The organism is Citrobacter sp. R4, from assembly GCF_026719175.1.
Classification (GTDB): domain Bacteria; phylum Pseudomonadota; class Gammaproteobacteria; order Enterobacterales; family Enterobacteriaceae; genus Citrobacter_A; species Citrobacter_A sedlakii.
This window is the reverse complement of sequence record NZ_JAPPSU010000003.1, coordinates 374235-392932: the sequence shown is the minus strand read 5'-3', so window position 1 is coordinate 392932 and position 18698 is coordinate 374235. Positions and strand designations below refer to the sequence as shown.

General features: G+C 56.8%; 17 protein-coding genes. 13 read left to right on the top strand and 4 right to left on the bottom strand.

The features are described 5' to 3' along the window. The first annotated feature begins 216 nt into the window (after positions 1-216). Genes rnc through acpS form a run of 5 tightly spaced genes read left to right on the top strand, consistent with a single transcriptional unit; the run spans position 217 to position 3667 of the window. Positions 217-897 (top strand): ribonuclease III, encoded by a 681-nt coding sequence (gene rnc / locus OOJ60_RS10555; RefSeq protein ID WP_042291512.1) that lies wholly within the window; start codon positions 217-219, stop codon positions 895-897. Further along, a complete protein-coding gene (gene era / locus OOJ60_RS10550; protein WP_042291507.1) occupies positions 894-1799 on the top strand; it encodes a GTPase Era in 906 nt (301 codons plus the stop codon). The genes rnc and era overlap by 4 nt, the downstream gene beginning before the upstream one ends. Before the next feature lie 26 nt (positions 1800-1825). Next, the gene (gene recO, locus OOJ60_RS10545) at positions 1826-2539 is read left to right on the top strand and encodes a DNA repair protein RecO (protein ID WP_205612525.1); all 714 of its coding nucleotides are present in this window, start codon (positions 1826-1828) and stop codon (positions 2537-2539) included. A 16-nt stretch (positions 2540-2555) separates the two neighbouring features. Beyond that, on the top strand, positions 2556-3287 hold the full coding sequence (pdxJ, locus tag OOJ60_RS10540; protein ID WP_042291504.1) for a pyridoxine 5'-phosphate synthase: 732 nt from the start codon (positions 2556-2558) through the stop codon (positions 3285-3287). Continuing rightward, positions 3287-3667 (top strand): holo-ACP synthase, encoded by a 381-nt coding sequence (gene acpS / locus OOJ60_RS10535; protein ID WP_181822740.1) that lies wholly within the window; start codon positions 3287-3289, stop codon positions 3665-3667. The genes pdxJ and acpS overlap by 1 nt, the downstream gene beginning before the upstream one ends. A gap of 82 nt (positions 3668-3749) precedes the next feature. Here the strand turns inward: acpS and OOJ60_RS10530 are convergent, their stop codons facing one another. Then, the gene (locus OOJ60_RS10530; protein ID WP_042291500.1) at positions 3750-4010 is read right to left on the bottom strand and encodes a YfhL family 4Fe-4S dicluster ferredoxin; all 261 of its coding nucleotides are present in this window, start codon (positions 4008-4010) and stop codon (positions 3750-3752) included. A gap of 55 nt (positions 4011-4065) precedes the next feature. Further along, a complete protein-coding gene (locus OOJ60_RS10525) occupies positions 4066-4914 on the bottom strand; it encodes a MurR/RpiR family transcriptional regulator (RefSeq protein ID WP_205612524.1) in 849 nt (282 codons plus the stop codon). Positions 4915-5027: 113 nt separating this feature from the next. On the opposite strand from OOJ60_RS10525, the gene murQ reads away from it, so the two are divergent. The 3 genes from murQ to tadA all read left to right on the top strand — a co-directional run bounded on the left by murQ (position 5028) and on the right by tadA (position 7256). After that, complete coding sequence (gene murQ / locus OOJ60_RS10520; protein WP_042291493.1) at positions 5028-5945, top strand: N-acetylmuramic acid 6-phosphate etherase; 918 nt, start codon at positions 5028-5030, stop codon at positions 5943-5945. Between the two features lie 105 nt (positions 5946-6050). Beyond that, complete coding sequence (gene yfhb, locus OOJ60_RS10515; protein WP_042291490.1) at positions 6051-6686, top strand: phosphatidylglycerophosphatase C; 636 nt, start codon at positions 6051-6053, stop codon at positions 6684-6686. A 24-nt stretch (positions 6687-6710) separates the two neighbouring features. Continuing rightward, a complete protein-coding gene (gene tadA, locus OOJ60_RS10510; protein ID WP_205612523.1) occupies positions 6711-7256 on the top strand; it encodes a tRNA adenosine(34) deaminase TadA in 546 nt (181 codons plus the stop codon). Positions 7257-7268: 12 nt separating this feature from the next. Here tadA and mltF read toward each other — a convergent pair whose 3' ends face one another. After that, on the bottom strand, positions 7269-8816 hold the full coding sequence (mltF, locus tag OOJ60_RS10505) for a membrane-bound lytic murein transglycosylase MltF (RefSeq protein ID WP_042291485.1): 1548 nt from the start codon (positions 8814-8816) through the stop codon (positions 7269-7271). 256 nt (positions 8817-9072) lie between these two features. On the opposite strand from mltF, the gene purL reads away from it, so the two are divergent. The 5 genes from purL to glnB all read left to right on the top strand — a co-directional run bounded on the left by purL (position 9073) and on the right by glnB (position 17410). Continuing rightward, positions 9073-12960, top strand: coding sequence for a phosphoribosylformylglycinamidine synthase (gene purL, locus OOJ60_RS10500; RefSeq protein WP_205612522.1), 3888 nt, complete (start codon positions 9073-9075; stop codon positions 12958-12960). A gap of 536 nt (positions 12961-13496) precedes the next feature. Then, the gene (qseE, locus tag OOJ60_RS10495) at positions 13497-14927 is read left to right on the top strand and encodes a two component system sensor histidine kinase QseE/GlrK (RefSeq protein ID WP_060570598.1); all 1431 of its coding nucleotides are present in this window, start codon (positions 13497-13499) and stop codon (positions 14925-14927) included. 19 nt (positions 14928-14946) lie between these two features. Then, a complete protein-coding gene (gene qseG / locus OOJ60_RS10490) occupies positions 14947-15672 on the top strand; it encodes a two-component system QseEF-associated lipoprotein QseG (RefSeq protein WP_060570479.1) in 726 nt (241 codons plus the stop codon). Beyond that, positions 15672-17006, top strand: a complete 1335-nt coding sequence (gene glrR, locus OOJ60_RS10485; protein ID WP_304502517.1) for a two-component system response regulator GlrR — start codon at positions 15672-15674, stop codon at positions 17004-17006. The genes qseG and glrR overlap by 1 nt, the downstream gene beginning before the upstream one ends. Positions 17007-17071: 65 nt before the next feature. Continuing rightward, positions 17072-17410, top strand: coding sequence for a nitrogen regulatory protein P-II (gene glnB / locus OOJ60_RS10480; protein ID WP_012906673.1), 339 nt, complete (start codon positions 17072-17074; stop codon positions 17408-17410). A 76-nt stretch (positions 17411-17486) separates the two neighbouring features. Here glnB and hmpA read toward each other — a convergent pair whose 3' ends face one another. Then, on the bottom strand, positions 17487-18677 hold the full coding sequence (gene hmpA, locus OOJ60_RS10475) for an NO-inducible flavohemoprotein (protein ID WP_181822742.1): 1191 nt from the start codon (positions 18675-18677) through the stop codon (positions 17487-17489). Between the last annotated feature and the right edge of the window lie 21 nt (positions 18678-18698).

Here is an 18698-nt window from a genome sequence, read left to right as displayed (position 1 = left end):
TAATTCCCCCCAGGCTAACGACATCCCTTGTCGTTGTGTATAGAATATTCCCCCGAAGTTTAAGGTTGGCGCCTCCTGGTCGCCACGGCACACGAAACAGCGTTGGTTCCCCATATACAGGCAAGTAAAGCTGTCGCTCTGCGGCTGGCTGAATAGCCTGTGTATCAGGTCTGTTTCGTGTGCTGAATTGTTGACGCATTTATTTATTGGTATCGCATGAACCCCATCGTAATTAATCGGCTTCAACGGAAGCTGGGCTACACTTTTACTCATCAGGAGCTGTTGCAGCAGGCATTAACCCATCGCAGCGCCAGCAGCAAACATAACGAGCGTTTAGAGTTTCTTGGCGACTCCATTTTAAGTTTTGTGATTGCGAATGCGCTGTATCACCGTTTTCCGCGCGTAGACGAAGGCGATATGAGCCGTATGCGCGCAACGCTGGTGCGGGGTAATACGCTGGCTGAACTGGCGCGTGAATTCGATCTGGGCGAATGTTTGCGCTTAGGGCCTGGAGAACTGAAGAGCGGCGGTTTTCGTCGTGAGTCGATTCTGGCCGACACCGTTGAAGCGTTGATTGGCGGGGTGTTCCTCGACAGCGATATTCAAACCGTCGAAAAACTGATTCTCAACTGGTACCAGACCCGTCTGGACGAAATCAGTCCGGGCGATAAACAAAAAGATCCGAAAACGCGTTTGCAGGAATATTTACAGGGTCGCCATCTGCCGCTGCCGTCGTACCTGGTTGTGCAGGTTCGCGGCGAAGCGCACGATCAAGAATTTACAATCCACTGCCAGGTCAGCGGCCTGAGTGAGCCGGTGGTAGGCACCGGTTCGAGCCGTCGTAAGGCGGAGCAGGCTGCCGCCGAACAGGCGCTGAAAAAACTGGAGCTGGAATGAGCGAAGATAAAACCTACTGCGGATTTATAGCCATCGTCGGACGTCCGAACGTGGGTAAATCCACCCTGTTAAATAAGCTGCTCGGGCAGAAGATTTCGATCACCTCCCGTAAAGCGCAGACCACGCGTCACCGAATTGTCGGCATCCATACCGAAGGGGCATATCAGGCGATTTACGTCGATACTCCCGGTCTGCATATGGAAGAAAAGCGTGCGATCAACCGTCTGATGAATAAAGCGGCCAGCAGCTCTATCGGTGACGTTGAACTGGTGATCTTCGTGGTTGAAGGTACGCGCTGGACCCCGGACGACGAGATGGTGCTGAATAAACTGCGCGACGGCAAAGCACCGGTGATCCTGGCCGTGAACAAGGTGGATAACGTTCAGGAAAAAGCCGATCTGCTGCCGCACCTGCAGTTCCTGGCAAGTCAGATGAACTTTCTCGACATCGTACCAATCTCCGCTGAGACCGGGATGAACGTCGACACCATCGCGGGTATTGTGCGTAAACACCTGCCGGAAGCCATTCATCACTTCCCGGAAGATTACATTACCGATCGCTCCCAGCGCTTTATGGCCTCTGAGATCATCCGTGAAAAGCTGATGCGTTTTCTTGGCGCTGAGCTGCCTTATTCGGTCACCGTCGAAATTGAGCGTTTCGTGACTAACGAGCGCGGCGGCTACGACATCAACGGGCTGATCCTCGTTGAACGTGAAGGGCAGAAAAAGATGGTTATTGGCAACAAAGGCGCCAAGATTAAAACCATCGGCATTGAAGCGCGTAAAGACATGCAGGAGATGTTCGAAGCCCCGGTTCACCTTGAACTGTGGGTGAAAGTGAAATCGGGATGGGCCGACGACGAGCGCGCGCTGCGCAGTCTCGGTTATGTCGACGACCTCTAAACCTGCGTCCTGCACAGACGACGAGTATGATGGAAGGCTGGCAGCGCGCATTTGTCCTGCATAGTCGTCCCTGGAGCGAAACCAGCCTGATGCTGGACGTCTTCACGGAAGAGTCGGGTCGCATGCGCCTTGTTGCCAAAGGCGCGCGATCTAAACGTTCGAACCTGAAAGGCGCTCTCCAGCCTTTTACCCCCCTGTTAGTGCGCTTTGGCGGGCGTGGCGAAGTGAAAACGCTACGCAGCGCTGAAGCCGTTTCTCTGGCCCTCCCACTGAGCGGTATCACCTTATACAGTGGTCTGTACGTTAACGAACTGCTGGCCCGCGTGCTTGAGCACGAAACCCGTTTTTCGGCCCTCTTTTTCGACTATCTGCATTGCATACAGGCGCTGGCGGGCGCTACCGGTACGCCCGAACCGACCCTGCGTCGATTCGAACTGGCGCTGCTCGGGCACCTTGGGTATGGCGTGGACTTTTTGCACTGCGCCGGCAGCGGTGAAGCGGTGGATGACACAATGACCTATCGTTACCGCGAGGAAAAAGGCTTTATCGCCAGCGTGGTGATCGACAACAGCACCTTTACCGGTCGGCAGTTGCGGGCGCTGGCGGAGCGCGAGTTTCCCGATGCTGATACCTTGCGCGCCGCGAAACGCTTTACCCGCATGGCGCTGAAGCCGTATCTTGGTGGAAAACCTTTAAAGAGCCGCGAATTATTCCGGCAGTTTATGCCGAAGCGAAAATAAAAAAACGAGGATTGTCATGGCTGAATTACTGTTAGGCGTCAATATTGACCACATTGCCACCCTGCGTAACGCGCGCGGCACGGCGTATCCGGATCCGGTGCAGGCGGCGTTCATTGCTGAACAGGCGGGCGCGGATGGTATCACCGTCCATCTGCGCGAAGATCGTCGTCATATCACCGATCGCGACGTTCGTATTCTTCGCCAGACGCTGGACACGCGGATGAACCTGGAAATGGCGGTGACCGAAGAAATGCTGGCGATTGCGGTGGAGACCAAACCGCATTTCTGCTGCCTGGTGCCGGAAAAACGCCAGGAAGTGACCACCGAAGGCGGCCTCGATGTCGCCGGGCAGCGCGACAAAATGCGTGATGCCTGCAAGCGTCTGGCGGAGGCGGGGATCCTCGTGTCGCTGTTCATCGACGCGGATGAAGTACAGATCAAAGCCGCTGCCGAGGTGGGCGCGCCGTACATTGAAATCCATACCGGCTGCTATGCCGATGCGCAAACTGACGCTGACCAGGCTCAGGAGCTGGCGCGCATCGCGAAAGCGGCGACCTTTGCCGCAAGCCTCGGTCTGAAGGTCAATGCGGGCCACGGTTTAACGTACCACAACGTGAAAGCTATTGCCGCGCTGCCGGAAATGCATGAACTGAATATCGGCCATGCGATTATTGGGCGTGCGGTCATGAGCGGCCTGAAAGAGGCGGTAGCGGAAATGAAGCGCCTGATGCTGGAAGCGCGCGGCTAATGGCAATCCTCGGTTTAGGCACCGATATTGTGGAGATCGCCCGCATCGAAGCGGTGATCTCCCGCTCCGGCGACCGCCTTGCCAGACGGGTGCTCAGCGACAACGAGTGGGCGATTTGGCAGACGCACCAGCAGCCGGTGCGTTTTCTTGCCAAGCGCTTTGCGGTGAAAGAGGCGGCGGCAAAAGCGTTGGGTACCGGTATCCGCAATGGCCTGGCGTTTAATCAGTTTGAAGTGTTCAACGATGCGCTGGGGAAACCGCGCCTGCGGCTGTGGGGGGAAGCGTTAGCGCTGGCAGAGAAACTGGGTGTTGTTCATATGCATGTGACGCTGGCCGATGAGCGCCATTACGCCTGCGCCACGGTCATTATTGAAAGTTAAGCAGCGTTGCCGTCATCCGGCATATTCACTTGCCGAACGGCATCCTGTTTTATCAGGCCCGGAGGCGGGTCTCAGGCAGCCGTTACAGCTTATCGGCGTGGTGCATCAGGACAAACTTGTCCCACAGTTGCTCTTCCGTTTCGACATGCGCCGGATCTTTCAAAATGGTATTCGGGATAGGGCACACCTTCTGACAGGTGGGCGTTTCATAATGGCCTACGCACTCGGTGCACTTGTCGCTGTTAATCTCATAAATGCTCTCGCCCATTGAAATCGCCTCATTGGGGCATTCTGGCTCGCACATATCGCAGTTGATGCATTTTTTGGTGATTAACAGGGCCATCAGGAAACTCTCAAAACATCACAAACCGGGCGGGCATTATACGCGCATTCTTTGCTCAAACCAGTTTTTTTACCAGCGCCTCGCTGTGGCGTATCCGCTCCGGCGCATGTTCTAAATCCTGCTGTACCAGCGCCATAAACAGCAGATCGGTCAGCAGCGTCTGTGCGTGAGTGGAAGAGATCGCGGCACTGCGCGTGGCCTGCTCTTCCGCAATGGTATAAAGACAGTGGCTGGCCCGCTGCTGCAGGGCGTTAGGGGTGAAACCGGTTATAGCCAGAATCTTGCCACCGACGTGCAGCGTTTCATCCGCCGCCAGATTCAGCTCACGGCGCTCTCCGCTGTAGGAAATGGCAAACAGCAGATCGTCTGGCGTCAACGCCTGAACCGTCGCCAGCAGCGCATGCATATCGCGCTCCACGACCGCGTTGAGGCCGATTTTTCGTAGCTTCCAGGCAAAACTCTGCGCCACCAGACCCGACGCGCCGATGCCGGTCAACACAATGCGCCGGGCGCTGCGCAACAGATTCACGCTTTCGATCAGCTTCTCTTCCGTATTCACGTCCAGCGTGGCATGCATGGCCGCGACGTTCTCTTTGATCAACTTCTCGCCGACGAGACGTAACGGATCGTCGCCGCGGATCTGGTTGTGCACCGGCACAGAGTGCGCGGCTGGCGCGCTCATCAGCGCTTCGCTGAGCGCCAGTTTCAATGCGGGGAAACCTTTATAGCCAAGCTTTTGCGCGAACTTCACGACGCTTGACTGACTCACGCCCGCTTCGGCAGCCAGCTGCTGAGAGCTAAGATGTCTTGCCGTATCCGGCTGCGTGAGCAGATAGTCCGCGAGCTTTTTATCACTCTGCGCAAACCCAGAATACCGCTGACGAATACGAATCAAACAGTTCATAACCTCTCCCCGAAAACGAAATGGCGCAACAGACTGAAATTTTGCTCGCCTTAGTGAATATTCTATTCCATTATTAATAATAAATATGAATTAAAAATTCCTGAGGAGCAAATATGAATCTCGGCGCGTTAGTATCAGAAACCCGCAATCCCCAAACGATGGATCTTGATGCGCTGCCGACGCTTAAATTGGTTGAGCGTTTTAATCAACAGGATGCGCAGGTAGCGGAAGCCGTAAAAGCGACTCTCCCGGAGGTTGCGCGAGCGGTCGACGCCGCGGCTGACGCGTTGAAATCCGGGGGGCGTATTATCTATATGGGGGCAGGGACCAGCGGACGCCTGGGCGTGCTTGATGCCTCGGAATGTCCACCGACATTCGGCGTCCCGCACGGTCTGGTTATCGGGCTGATTGCCGGTGGTCCGGGGGCATTGCTTAAAGCGGTCGAAGGCGCAGAAGATAATCCTCAGTTGGGGGAAGACGATCTTGTCGCGATCAACCTAAAGCCACAGGATCTGGTGGTGGGACTGGCCGCTTCGGGCCGTACACCGTACGTGATCGGGGCGCTGAAGTATGCGCGTGGCGTGGGCTGCACGACGGTGGCTATCTCCTGCAACCCGGATTCACCCATTGCCCGCGAAGCCGATATCGCGATTTCGCCGGTCGTCGGCCCCGAGGCGCTCACGGGCTCAACGCGCCTGAAGTCAGGCACTGCCCAGAAACTGGTGCTCAATATGATCTCCACTGGCGCGATGGTGAAGTTCGGCAAGGTTTACCAGAATCTGATGGTGGATATGCAGGCCACTAACGTCAAACTGGTCGATCGCGCCTGTCGGATGGTGGTTGAGGCGACGGGCATTGCGCGCGACGACGCGGAAGCGCTTCTCAAACAAACCGACTATGACGTTAAGCCCGCTATTCTGATGGCGCTGACCGGTCTTAACGCTACGGCGGCGAGAGAGAAGCTGGCCCAACATCAGGGCTTTTTACGCGCGGCGTTAGCCGACTCGTCTGCGGATCGCCTGGGTAAATGATTGTTGCCGGAAAAGTGACGATCTATCTGTTAGGCTAAGATCAGGAGTTATCGTCAGGTTTCCGTTTCCTGACGACAGACGTTGAATGATCCAGAGGAGTAAGGTTTGACCACTAACGCGCGTCGTGTCGTATTTTTTGATTTGGATGGTACGTTGCACCAGCAGGACATGTTCGGCAGTTTCCTGCGCTATTTGTTGCGTCGCCAGCCTCTCAACGCGCTGCTCGTGCTGCCTCTTTTGCCGGTCATTGCCGGCGCGTTGCTGATAAAAGGGCGCGCAGCGCGCTGGCCAATGAGTTTGCTGCTGTGGGGCTGCACCTTCGGGCACAGCGAAGCGCGGCTGCAGACGCTGCATGCAGACTTTGTGAGCTGGTTTCGGGAAAGCGTGACGGCGTTTCCGCTCGTCCAGGAACGTCTGACAACCTATCTACTCAGTTCAGATGCCGATATCTGGCTGATTACCGGTTCGCCGCAGTCGCTGGTGGAGCAGGTGTATTTTGATACGCCGTGGCTACCGCGGGTCAATCTTATCGCCAGCCAGATGCGGCGCGGCTATGGCGGCTGGGTGCTGACGATGCGCTGTCTGGGACATGAAAAAGTGGCGCAGCTTGAGCGTCAAATCGGTACGCCGCTGCGTCTGTACAGCGGCTACAGCGACAGTAAACAGGACAACCCGCTGCTCTATTTTTGCCAGCATCGTTGGCGCGTCACGCCTCGCGGAGAGCTCCAGCAACTGGAATAGTTGAAAGCATAGCTACTGTGTATAATGCGGCCCGCTATGATTACCGGAGTATCCCTTTTGTCAGACGTTGAATTTAGCCACGAATACTGGATGCGTCATGCGCTTACCCTCGCAAAGCGTGCCTGGGACGCGAGAGAAGTGCCAGTCGGGGCGGTCCTGGTGCATAACAAACGCGTGATTGGCGAAGGCTGGAACCGCCCGATTGGTCACCACGATCCGACCGCGCATGCGGAGATCATGGCGCTCCGCCAGGGCGGACTGGTGTTACAGAACTACCGGCTGATTGACGCCACGCTGTACGTAACGCTGGAGCCGTGCGTCATGTGCGCAGGGGCAATGGTGCATAGCCGTATTAGCCGCGTGGTGTTTGGCGCCCGAGATGCCAAAACCGGCGCTGCCGGTTCACTTATTGACGTGCTGCACCATCCGGGAATGAATCATCGCGTAGAGGTTATTGAAGGCGTGCTGCGCGATGAGTGCGCGACGCTGCTCAGCGACTTCTTTCGCATGCGTCGTCAGGAAATTAAAGCCCTGAAAAACGCAACACGCGCTCACCTTTCATCCGACTAGGACGCGGTCAATTTACTCTGCGTCCTTTTTCTGCGGCAGGCGCAGCAAGGAAGGGGCATCCGCCAGATAGCCGGAGGACGCTTGCGACAGGAAGGAGGAGAGCGGCAGCGACTGTTTGCTGAATTCCGCAGGGGATACTACGGGATATTCTTCCGCCAGCCTCATTTCTTCCGCGACCCGTTTCTCTTTCTCCTGCAAATAGCCCACTAAACTGATCTGATACTTGCGGATATTTTCGACGTAGGCGTACGCTTCGTGACCGCGGGCGTAGCCATAGGTCAGCTTACTGTAATATGGCTTCTGGCTGAGCAGCGGCAGACGCTGCTTCACGTCGGTCCAGCTGTCAGGGTTACCTTTGGTTTTCGCCGTCAGCGTTCGCGCGTCGAGCATATGCGCATAGCCCATATTATACGCCGCCAGCGCAAACCAGATGCGCTCATCCTTTGGCACGGTTTCCGGCACCTTGCTCATCATGTCCTGTAAATACCGCGCGCCGCCGCTGATGCTCTGCTCCGGGTCGGTACGATCGGTAAGACCCAGACTTTGGGCCGTGTTTTTGGTCAGCATCATCATGCCGCGAACGCCGGTCGGCGAGGTAGCCTGCGGATCCCAGTGCGATTCCTGCCAGGCGATCGCGGCGAGCAGACGCCAGTCAATTTCCTGGGCATACTTTTCAAATAAGGGTTTCAGGTCGGGCAGCATGGCCTCAACGGCGCGCAGGAAGGTGCGGGTATCGACATAGTCGAAATCGTCGCCGTGGCCGAGATACTTCTCTTCCAGCCTCGCCAGCGAACCGTCATCATTGATGCTGTTGAAGAAATCGAGCAGGGCGGCTGATAACGTATTGTCATCGTCCAGTTGGCTAAACCAGGTGACCGGCTGTTCGTCAGTGACATCCAGCGCGACCGCCAGTTCCGGATGTACGCGCTGATAAAGGCTGATGGCGACAGAGTCGGCAATGGTGTAATCCAGCTTACCGGCAAGCACGGCGTCCAACAGCTCCGTGGTGCCTTTTCTGTCTTCAATTCGCCAACTGAGTTGAGGAAATTTAGTCTCTTTCAGCGTCTGTAAATCATTAACCACCACATGGCCGGGAGCGATAGTCAGCTGGCTTTCCGTCACGCTTCCCAGCGTACGCGGACGATACTGGCCCACTTTGTAGACCAACTGCTGCGAGACGGAGTAATAGGTCGGGCCGGGCTGGTAATTTTTAACCCGTTCGCTGTTATAGACCAGTCCGGCAGCCAGCAGGTCGGCATCGCCGTTATCCAGGTCATCGAACAACTGACTGATGTTCTGGCGTACGGTAATCTTCAGCTTCACCCCCAGATAGTTGGCAAACTGTTCCGCCAGCTCATAATCCAGCCCGTAGGGCTTACCATTAAGCGTTGAATAGGTCAGCGGCGAGTTAATGGTGCTCACGCGCAGCTCTCCCCGCGACTGGATCGCCGCGATACGACTTTCAGCTTTACCGGACCAGGGAATAGAGGGCCAAAGCGCGGCGGCCAACAACAGCGTCAGGATGCCGATGAACAGATAATTAATCTTTAATTTTTTCAATTAGTTAATTCTCTGTACCGTGCGTTGCCTCAGTGTAGGAAAAGGAATAGTAAGACCAGGAGTATTTATCAGTGAGCGGCATTTTGCTTAAACTTGCGTCAGTTGGCAACTAATTAGAACGATTGGCCGCACCGTCTGGCAAAAATTGACGCCAATTTTATTTCGACGCAAACGGTTTCGTCGGCGGCGCAGATTCTTTATAATGACGCCCGTTTCCCCACTTGGGCACACCGAAAGCTTAGAAGACGAGAGACTTATGATGGAAATTCTGCGTGGTTCGCCTGCACTGTCGGCATTCCGTATCAACAAACTGCTGGCGCGCTTTCAGGCTGCCAACCTCCAGGTCCACAACATTTACGCCGAGTACGTCCATTTTGCCGATCTGAACGCGCCGCTGAGCGAAGATGAGCAGGCGCAGCTTGCCCGCCTGCTGAAATATGGCCCGAGCCTGAGCAGCCATACGCCGGAAGGCAAACTGCTGCTGGTAACGCCTCGCCCCGGCACCATCTCCCCCTGGTCTTCCAAAGCGACGGATATCGCCCACAACTGCGGCCTGCAACAAATCGATCGCCTGGAGCGCGGTGTGGCTTACTATGTTGAAGCCTCCACGCTGACCGCTGAACAGTGGCAGCAGGTCGCCGCAGAGCTTCACGATCGCATGATGGAAACGGTTTTTTCCTCATTAAACGATGCGGAAAAATTGTTTATCCATCACGAGCCCGCTCCGGTCGCCAGCGTTAATTTGCTGGGCGAAGGCCGCCAGGCGCTGATCGACGCCAACCTGCGTCTCGGCCTGGCGCTGGCGGAAGACGAAATCGACTACCTGCAGGATGCGTTCACAACGCTGGGGCGCAACCCGAACGATATCGAGCTGTATATGTTTGCCCAGGCGAACTCCGAACACTGCCGTCACAAAATTTTTAACGCCGACTGGGTGATTGACGGCGAGCCGCAGCCGAAGTCGCTGTTCAAAATGATTAAAAACACGATGGAACACACCCCCGACCACGTGTTGTCTGCCTATAAAGACAACGCGGCGGTAATGGAAGGTTCTGCCGTGGGACGTTATTTTGCCGACCATGCCACCGGGCGCTATGACTTCCACCAGGAAGCGGCGCATATCCTGATGAAGGTCGAAACCCACAACCACCCAACGGCAATCTCGCCATGGCCGGGGGCCGCGACCGGTTCCGGCGGCGAGATTCGCGATGAAGGCGCAACCGGACGCGGCGCGAAGCCAAAAGCGGGGCTGGTGGGCTTTTCGGTCTCTAACCTGCGCATTCCTGGCTTTGAACAGCCGTGGGAAGAAGATTTCGGCAAGCCTGAGCGCATTGTGACCGCGCTGGATATCATGATCGAAGGCCCGCTGGGCGGCGCGGCGTTCAACAACGAATTTGGTCGTCCGGCGCTGAACGGCTATTTCCGTACCTACGAAGAAAAGGTCAACAGCCATAACGGCGAGGAGCTGCGCGGCTACCATAAACCGATCATGCTGGCGGGCGGGATCGGCAACATCCGCGCGGATCATGTACAGAAAGGCGAGATCAACGTTGGCGCGAAGCTGATCGTTCTCGGCGGCCCGGCAATGAACATCGGCCTCGGCGGTGGGGCGGCGTCGTCAATGGCGTCCGGCCAGTCTGACGCGGATCTCGACTTCGCTTCCGTGCAGCGCGACAACCCGGAGATGGAGCGTCGCTGCCAGGAGGTGATCGACCGCTGCTGGCAACTGGGCGAAGCTAACCCCATTCTCTTTATTCATGACGTTGGCGCGGGCGGTCTTTCTAACGCCATGCCGGAGCTGGTGAGCGACGGCGGGCGCGGCGGTAAGTTCGAGCTGCGTGATATTCTCAGCGACGAGCCGGGCATGAGCCCGCTGGAAATCTGGTGTAACGAATCCCAGGAGCGTTACGTGCTGGCGGTTGCCGCCGACCAGCTTCCGCTCTTCGACGAACTGTGCCGTCGCGAACGCGCGCCGTACGCGGTCATTGGTGAAGCGACGGAAGAAAAACACCTGTCGCTGAATGACCGTCACTTTAACAACCAGCCGATCGATCTGCCGCTTGACGTGTTGCTCGGCAAAACACCGAAAATGACCCGCGATGTTCAGTCCCTCAAAGCGAAAGGCGACGCCCTGAATCGCGGCGGCATCACACTTGCCGACGCCGTGAAGCGCGTTCTGCATTTGCCAGCCGTCGCGGAAAAAACCTTCCTTGTGACCATTGGCGACCGCACCGTTACCGGTATGGTTTCCCGCGATCAGATGGTCGGCCCGTGGCAGGTGCCGGTAGCGAACTGCGCGGTAACGACCGCCAGCCTCGATAGCTACTACGGCGAAGCGATGGCTATTGGCGAACGCGCGCCGGTGGCGCTGCTGGACTTCTCTGCTTCCGCGCGTCTGGCCGTTGGTGAAGCGCTGACCAACATCGCCGCGACGCAGATCGGCGACATCAAACGCATCAAGCTTTCCGCGAACTGGATGGCGGCTGCCGGTCACCCCGGTGAAGACGCCGGTCTGTATGAAGCGGTAAAAGCGGTAGGCGAAGAACTTTGCCCGGCGCTTGGCCTGACCATTCCGGTAGGCAAAGACTCCATGTCGATGAAAACCCGCTGGCAGGAAGGCGGCGAACAGCGCGAAATGACCTCGCCGCTGTCGTTGGTGATCTCCGCTTTTGCCCGCGTAGAGGACGTACGTCATACCGTTACGCCTCAGCTCTCGACCGAAGACAATGCCCTGCTGTTGATTGACCTCGGTAAAGGACACAACGCGCTGGGCGCCACCGCGCTGGCGCAGGTGTACCGTCAGCTTGGCGATAAACCAGCGGATGTGCGCGACGTGGCGCAACTGAAAGGTTTCTACGACGCGATTCAGGCGCTGGTGGCGCAGCGTAAATTGCTGGCCTACCACGACCGCTCCGACGGCGGTCTGCTGGTGACGCTGGCGGAAATGGCCTTTACCGGCCATTGCGGTCTCCAGGCCGATATCGCCACGCTGGGCGGCGACCATTTGGCCGCGTTATTTAACGAAGAACTGGGCGCGGTGATCCAGGTGCGTGCGGCGGATCGTGAGGCGGTTGAAGCGCTGCTGGCGCAATACGGCCTCGGTGACTGCGTCCATTATGTCGGTCAGGCCGTGTCGGGCGACCGTTTCGTGATTAATGCTAACGGCCAGACGGTGTTCAGCGAAAGCCGGACCACGCTTCGCGTCTGGTGGGCAGAAACCACCTGGCAGATGCAGCGCCTGCGCGACAATCCGGAATGCGCCGACCAGGAGCACGACGCGAAAACCAACGACGCCGATCCGGGCCTGAACGTGACGCTGACGTTTGATCTTAATGACGATATCGCCGCACCGTACATTGCCACCGGCGCGCGTCCGAAGGTCGCCGTCCTGCGCGAGCAGGGGGTGAACTCCCACGTTGAAATGGCCGCCGCGTTCCATCGCGCGGGCTTTGACGCCATCGACGTGCACATGAGCGATCTCCTCGGCGGTCGCACCGGACTGGGCAACTTCCAGGCGCTGGTGGCCTGCGGCGGTTTCTCTTACGGCGACGTGCTGGGCGCAGGGGAAGGCTGGGCGAAATCCATTCTGTTTAATCATCGCGTGCGCGATGAGTTTGAAACTTTCTTCCATCGTCCGCAGACCCTGGCGCTTGGCGTATGTAACGGCTGCCAGATGATGTCGAACCTGCGTGAACTGATCCCGGGCAGCGAGCTGTGGCCGCGCTTTGTGCGTAATCAGTCGGACCGTTTTGAAGCGCGCTTTAGCCTGGTGGAAGTGACGCAAAGCCCGTCGCTGCTGCTACAGGGGATGGTCGGCTCGCAAATGCCTATCGCTGTGTCCCACGGGGAAGGGCGCGTCGAAGTACGCGATGAGGCCCATCTTGCCGCGCTGGAGAGCAAAGGTCTGGTGGCGCTGCGCTATGTCGACAACTTTGGCACGGTGACGGAAACGTACCCGGCAAACCCGAACGGCTCGCCAAACGGCATTACCGCGGTCACGACGGAAAACGGTCGTGTGACCATCATGATGCCGCACCCGGAGCGCGTGTTCCGCACGGTCAGTAACTCCTGGCACCCGGAAAACTGGGGCGAGGACGGCCCATGGATGCGTATCTTCCGCAACGCGCGTAAGCAGCTAGGTTAAGCCGTTGCCTGTTGAATAGCCTCTTCACAAAGAGCCCGGTATATTTACCGGGCTTTTTAGTGGGTGTCGCGAATTTACGACAACATAGCCAGGTCAGTGTCGTCAAAAGGAGACGCTTAACCTATTGATTTTTATAGCGGTATAAAGGTTGTGCTTAAGGTGTTGCTAATCAGCGACACTCGGAGTGAAAAATGAGCAATGCAGGGTGCGGGCTTATTTTACATAAATATCATGAAATTCAGTGTGTTAACAAAATGTTTTATTTGTTGGCACAGTTACTGCATAATATTCACCAGTGGCTCATTCACCTTCTTATGTCAGCCCCTTCGGGACGTGCTACATAAACTTCGAATGACGCACAACAAGGTGCCTGCCGTCCAACTTCTGATAATAGCGTTGCTTTATCAACCATCGGGCGAAACGTCGAGTTAGGCACCGCCTTATTCCATAACAAAGCCGGGTTTTACCCGGCTTTGTTGTATCTGACGTTTGCCTCAGTTAGCATCCTCTTATTCCTGTTTGGCGAGAGTAACGCATTGAAGCGCTGGTCTGTTTTCCCCCGTTCATTACGACAGTTGGTAACGCTGGCATTCCTGCTGATCCTGTTACCGCTGCTGGTCCTTGCCTGGCAGGCGTGGCAAAGCCTGAACGCCCTGAGCGCGCAGGCGGCGCTAACCAACCGTACGACGCTTATCGATGCGCGCCGCAGCGAGGCTATGACCAACGTAGCGCTGGAGATGGAGCGCAGCTACCGCCAGTATTGCGTGCTTGACGATCCAACCCTTGCCAGGGTGTACCAGAGCCAGCGCAAACGCTACAGCGAAATGCTCGACGCCCACGCCGGCGTATTGCCAGATGATAAGCTGTATCAGGCGCTGCATCAGGATCTGAACGATCTGGCGCAGTTGCAATGCCGTAACAGCGGGCCGGATACCGCCGCTGCCGCGCGTCTGGAAGCCTTTGCCAGTGCCAATACCGAGATGGTGCAGGCCACGCGTACCGTGGTTTTCTCGCGCGGGCAACAGCTTCAACAGGAGATTGCCGAACGCGGCCAGTTCTTCGGCTGGCAAGCGCTGGTGTTGTTTCTGGTCAGTCTTGCAATGGTATTGCTGTTTACGCGGATGATAATCGGGCCGGTAAAAGGCATAGAGCGGATGATCAACCGGTTGGGGGAAGGGCGGTCGCTTGGCAATACCGTCACTTTTACCGGACCGCGCGAGCTTCGTTCCGTAGGGCAGCGTATCATTTGGCTGAGCGAGCGGCTGTCCTGGCTTGAGTCTCAGCGCCATCAGTTTTTGCGTCATCTTTCCCATGAACTGAAAACGCCGCTCGCCAGCATGCGGGAAGGGACGGAACTGTTGGCCGATCAGGTGGTAGGCCCCTTGACGCCGGAGCAAAAAGAGGTGGTCGGCATCCTCGACGACAGCAGCCGCAACCTGCAAAAACTGATCGAACAACTGCTCGATTATAACCGCAAGCTGGCGGACAGCCCCGTTGAGATGGAAAGCGTTGAGATTGAACCTTTGGTTGATATGGTCGTTTCCGCTCACAGTTTGCCTGCTCGCGCTAAAATGATGCATACCGCGGTTGAGCTGTCAGCTGACCGCTGTCTGGCGGAGCCGATGCTGTTGATGAGCGTGCTGGATAATCTTTATTCCAATGCGGTGCACTACGGAGCCGAATCCGGTAACATTCGTATCAGTAGCCGTTTCCAGGGAAACCGGGTTTACATTGACGTCTGCAATACCGGTACGCCAATTCCCGAAGCGGAAAAGACCATGATTTTCGAGCCTTTTTTCCAGGGAAGTCATCAACGAAAAGGGGCCGTGAAGGGCAGCGGGTTGGGGCTGAGTATCGCCAGAGATTGCATTCGCCGTATGCAGGGCGAATTGTATCTTGTCGAGGACCCTGCGCAAGCGGTTTGCTTCCGAATCGAATTGCCGCTTTCTGCATCGAAAAACGACTAAACAGATAAGTCTGGTAACTATGCCACACGTTTTTTTTCACATTTTTCAACGAATTCTGTCCCGTCGGGTCATCCTGGCGGGAATACCCTGTCTGGCGCTGCTGGGCTGTGTACCGCAGGCGGTAAAACATGACGCGGGCGAAACGGCGCAGGATAACCTGCCTACGACTCAACTGGCGGATTATCTGTCGGTCGACTGTACCGATATCTGGGCGCTGCATGGCCCGGCGACCGATACCAATCCGCTGTACTGGCTGCGCGCCATTGACTGCGCCGATCGTTTGATGCCGGTACAGTCGCGCAATGAAGCCCGAATGCTGAACGACGACAGCTGGCAAAACGCCTTTAAGCGCGGCGTGCTGCTGGCGAACGCCAAAATCACGCCGCTGGAGCGTCGCGACACGATTTCCCGTCTTGACGGCGTCAGTACCCTGATCCCCTCGCAGGTGCGCCCGCTTTATCAAATCTGGCGCGACGGACAAGCGCTCCAGCTTCAGCTTGCTGAAGAGCGCCAGCGCTACAGCAAACTGCAGCAAACCAGCGACAGCGAACTTGATACGCTGCGCCAGCAACAACAGCACATGCAGGCGCAGTTAGATCTGACGACGCGCAAACTGGAAAACCTGACGGACATCGAGCGCCGGCTTTCCAGCCGTAAGCCTGCCGGAAGTTACAATCCTGACGCGGGACACAGCGAAGAGAAAGCTGCCGCGCCGGTTCCGTCCGATGATGAGGTATCGCCATGATAAGCCGTAAACCAGCGCATTTACTGCTGGTCGATGACGATCCGGGCTTGCTTAAACTGTTGGGCATGCGTCTGACCAGTGAAGGCTACAGCGTGGTTACAGCAGAGAGCGGAGCCGAAGGACTGCGCGTGCTAAACCGTGAAAAAGTGGATTTGGTGATTAGCGACTTACGCATGGATGAAATGGACGGGATGCAACTGTTCAGCGAAATCCAGAAGGTGCAGCCCGGCATGCCGGTGATCATCCTTACCGCCCACGGGTCGATCCCGGACGCGGTCGCCGCAACGCAAAAAGGCGTGTTCAGTTTTCTCACCAAACCGGTCGATAAGGACGCGCTGTACCATGCCATTGATGAAGCTCTGGAACAGTCCGCCCCGGCGACCGACGACAGTTGGCGTGAGTCAATCGTTACCCGCAGCCCGCTCATGCTGCGTCTGCTGGAGCAGGCGCGGATGGTGGCTCAGTCTGACGTCAGCGTGCTGATCAACGGGCAAAGCGGCACCGGGAAAGAGATCTTCGCCCAGGCGATCCATAATGCCAGCCCGCGCAGCAGTAAACCGTTTATCGCCATTAACTGCGGCGCGTTGCCGGAACAACTGCTCGAGTCGGAGCTGTTTGGTCACGCGCGCGGGGCGTTTACCGGCGCGGTCAGCAACCGCGAAGGGCTGTTTCAGGCCGCAGAAGGCGGGACGCTGTTCCTTGATGAAATTGGCGATATGCCCGCGCCGTTACAGGTGAAGCTGCTGCGCGTGTTGCAGGAGCGCAAAGTCAGGCCGCTCGGCAGCAACCGCGACATCGACATTGATGTGCGCATTATTTCGGCTACCCACCGTGACCTGCCGAAAGCGATGGCGCGCGGCGAGTTTCGTGAGGATCTGTACTACCGCCTCAACGTGGTGAGCCTGAAGATCCCGGCGCTGGCCGAGCGGACGGAAGATATCCCGCTGCTGGCGAATCATTTGCTGCGTCAGTCGGCGGAGCGGCATAAACCGTTTGTGCGCGCCTTTTCCACCGATGCGATGAAGCGCCTGATGACTGCCAGCTGGCCGGGTAACGTCCGGCAACTGGTGAACGTCATTGAGCAGTGCGTGGCGCTGACCTCGTCGCCGGTAATCAGCGATGCACTGGTCGAGCAGGCGCTGGAAGGCGAAAACACCGCGTTACCGACTTTTGTCGAAGCCCGTAATCAGTTCGAATTGAACTATCTGCGTAAACTGCTGCAAATCACCCGAGGCAATGTGACCCATGCGGCGCGCATGGCGGGACGCAACCGGACGGAGTTTTATAAATTGCTCTCCCGTCACGAGCTTGATGCCAACGACTTTAAAGAGTAGCTCCCTACCAGGACGCACGCTATGATACGGTTAGCAACCGGTTACGCGATTAAAACAGGAACACCATGAAAAAGATTGATGCGATTATTAAACCCTTCAAACTGGATGACGTGCGTGAAGCGCTGGCTGAAGTCGGCATCACCGGGATGACGGTAACAGAAGTGAAAGGCTTTGGCCGTCAGAAAGGGCATACCGAGCTGTATCGTGGCGCGGAATATATGGTCGATTTTCTGCCGAAGGTGAAAATCGAAATCGTCGTGCCGGATGACATCGTGGAAACCTGTGTCGATACCATCATCCGTACTGCGCAGACCGGCAAAATTGGCGATGGTAAGATTTTTGTCTTCGACGTGGCGCGGGTTGTACGCATCCGTACTGGCGAGGAAGACGACGCGGCCATTTAAGCCGCGTCTGCCTGTAGGCTGGCGCAGTGCCTGATGGCGCGGCGCCTGTCAGGCCTGCGGGTTTTTCCGCTGTGCGTTACAGCACTTTATGCGGCCCAAAACATTCGTAATGAATGTTTTCGTTTTTCACGCCCATTTCCACCAGTTGCTTCGCGGCAAACTGCATAAACCCGACCGGACCGCACAGATAAAACTGCATAGCCGGATGGGTTAGCGACGCTTTCATCGCCGTCAGGTCCATCAGCCCTTCACTGTCAAATGCCGCTTTTGCGCGATCGGCCTCTGTCGGGATGCGATACCAGGTGTGCGCGGTAAAGTGCGGCAGCGTATTTCCCCGTTCACTCACTTCATCGACAAACGCATGCACATCGCCGTTTTCCGCCGCGTGGAACCAGTTAACCTGGGCGGTGTGTTTCGCTGTTGCCAGCGTATCCAGCATCGCCAGCATTGGGGTCTGACCGACGCCTGCGGAGATCAGCGACACTGGCGTGTCCGTTGAGACCTGCATAAAGAAATCACCGGCAGGCGCGGCTAAATGCACCACGTCGCCGACGTTTGCATGGTTATGCAGCCAGTTAGACACCTGCCCGCCGTCTTCGCGCTTCACGGCAATCCGGTAGCCTTTGCCATCCGGCTTGCGGGTCAGCGAGTACTGGCGAATCTCCTGGTGCGGAAAACCTTCCGGCTTCAGCCAGACGCCCAGATATTGACCCGGCTGGTAGTCGGCCACCGCGCCGCCATCGACGGGTTCAAATTCAAAACTGGTAATCAGCGCGCTGCGTGGGGTTTTCGCGACAATACGGAATGGTCGTGTCCCTTCCCAGCCGCCGGTTTTACGGGCATTTTCACGATAGATTTCCGCTTCGCGGTGAATAAACACATTCGCCAGCACGCCATAGGCTTTACCCCACGCATCCAGTACATCCTGACCTGGGCTGAACATTTCATCCAGCGTGGCTAACAGATGCGTGCCGACGATGTTGTACTGCTCCGGTTGGATCTGGAAGCTGGTGTGTTTCTGGGCGATCTTTTCCACAGCAGGCAGCAGCGCGGGCAGATTCTCAAGGTTGCTGGCATAGGCGGCAATGGCGTTAAACAGCGCTTCACGCTGATCGCCATTGCGCTGGTTGCTCATGTTAAAGATTTCTTTGAGTTCGGGATTATGGGCAAACATGCGATCGTAAAAATGGGCGGTCAGTTTGGGACCCGTTTCGACCAGCAGGGGAATGGTGGCTTTTACAGTGGCGATGGTTTGGGCGTCAAGCATACGGTCTTCCTTTATCTGAAT

Excerpts from the sequence above, each read along its gene's own strand:
- rnc (WP_042291512.1), top strand. The coding sequence starts at position 217 with ATGAACCCCATCGTAATTAATCGGCTTCAACGGAAGCTGGGCTACACT.
- era (WP_042291507.1), top strand. The coding sequence starts at position 894 with ATGAGCGAAGATAAAACCTACTGCGGATTTATAGCCATCGTCGGACGT.
- recO (WP_205612525.1), top strand. The coding sequence starts at position 1,826 with ATGATGGAAGGCTGGCAGCGCGCATTTGTCCTGCATAGTCGTCCCTGG.
- pdxJ (WP_042291504.1), top strand. The coding sequence starts at position 2,556 with ATGGCTGAATTACTGTTAGGCGTCAATATTGACCACATTGCCACCCTG.
- acpS (WP_181822740.1), top strand. The coding sequence starts at position 3,287 with ATGGCAATCCTCGGTTTAGGCACCGATATTGTGGAGATCGCCCGCATC.
- OOJ60_RS10530 (WP_042291500.1), bottom strand. The coding sequence starts at position 4,010 with ATGGCCCTGTTAATCACCAAAAAATGCATCAACTGCGATATGTGCGAG.
- OOJ60_RS10525 (WP_205612524.1), bottom strand. The coding sequence starts at position 4,914 with ATGAACTGTTTGATTCGTATTCGTCAGCGGTATTCTGGGTTTGCGCAG.
- murQ (WP_042291493.1), top strand. The coding sequence starts at position 5,028 with ATGAATCTCGGCGCGTTAGTATCAGAAACCCGCAATCCCCAAACGATG.
- tadA (WP_205612523.1), top strand. The coding sequence starts at position 6,711 with ATGCGGCCCGCTATGATTACCGGAGTATCCCTTTTGTCAGACGTTGAA.
- purL (WP_205612522.1), top strand. The coding sequence starts at position 9,073 with ATGATGGAAATTCTGCGTGGTTCGCCTGCACTGTCGGCATTCCGTATC.
- qseG (WP_060570479.1), top strand. The coding sequence starts at position 14,947 with ATGCCACACGTTTTTTTTCACATTTTTCAACGAATTCTGTCCCGTCGG.
- glnB (WP_012906673.1), top strand. The coding sequence starts at position 17,072 with ATGAAAAAGATTGATGCGATTATTAAACCCTTCAAACTGGATGACGTG.
- hmpA (WP_181822742.1), bottom strand. The coding sequence starts at position 18,677 with ATGCTTGACGCCCAAACCATCGCCACTGTAAAAGCCACCATTCCCCTG.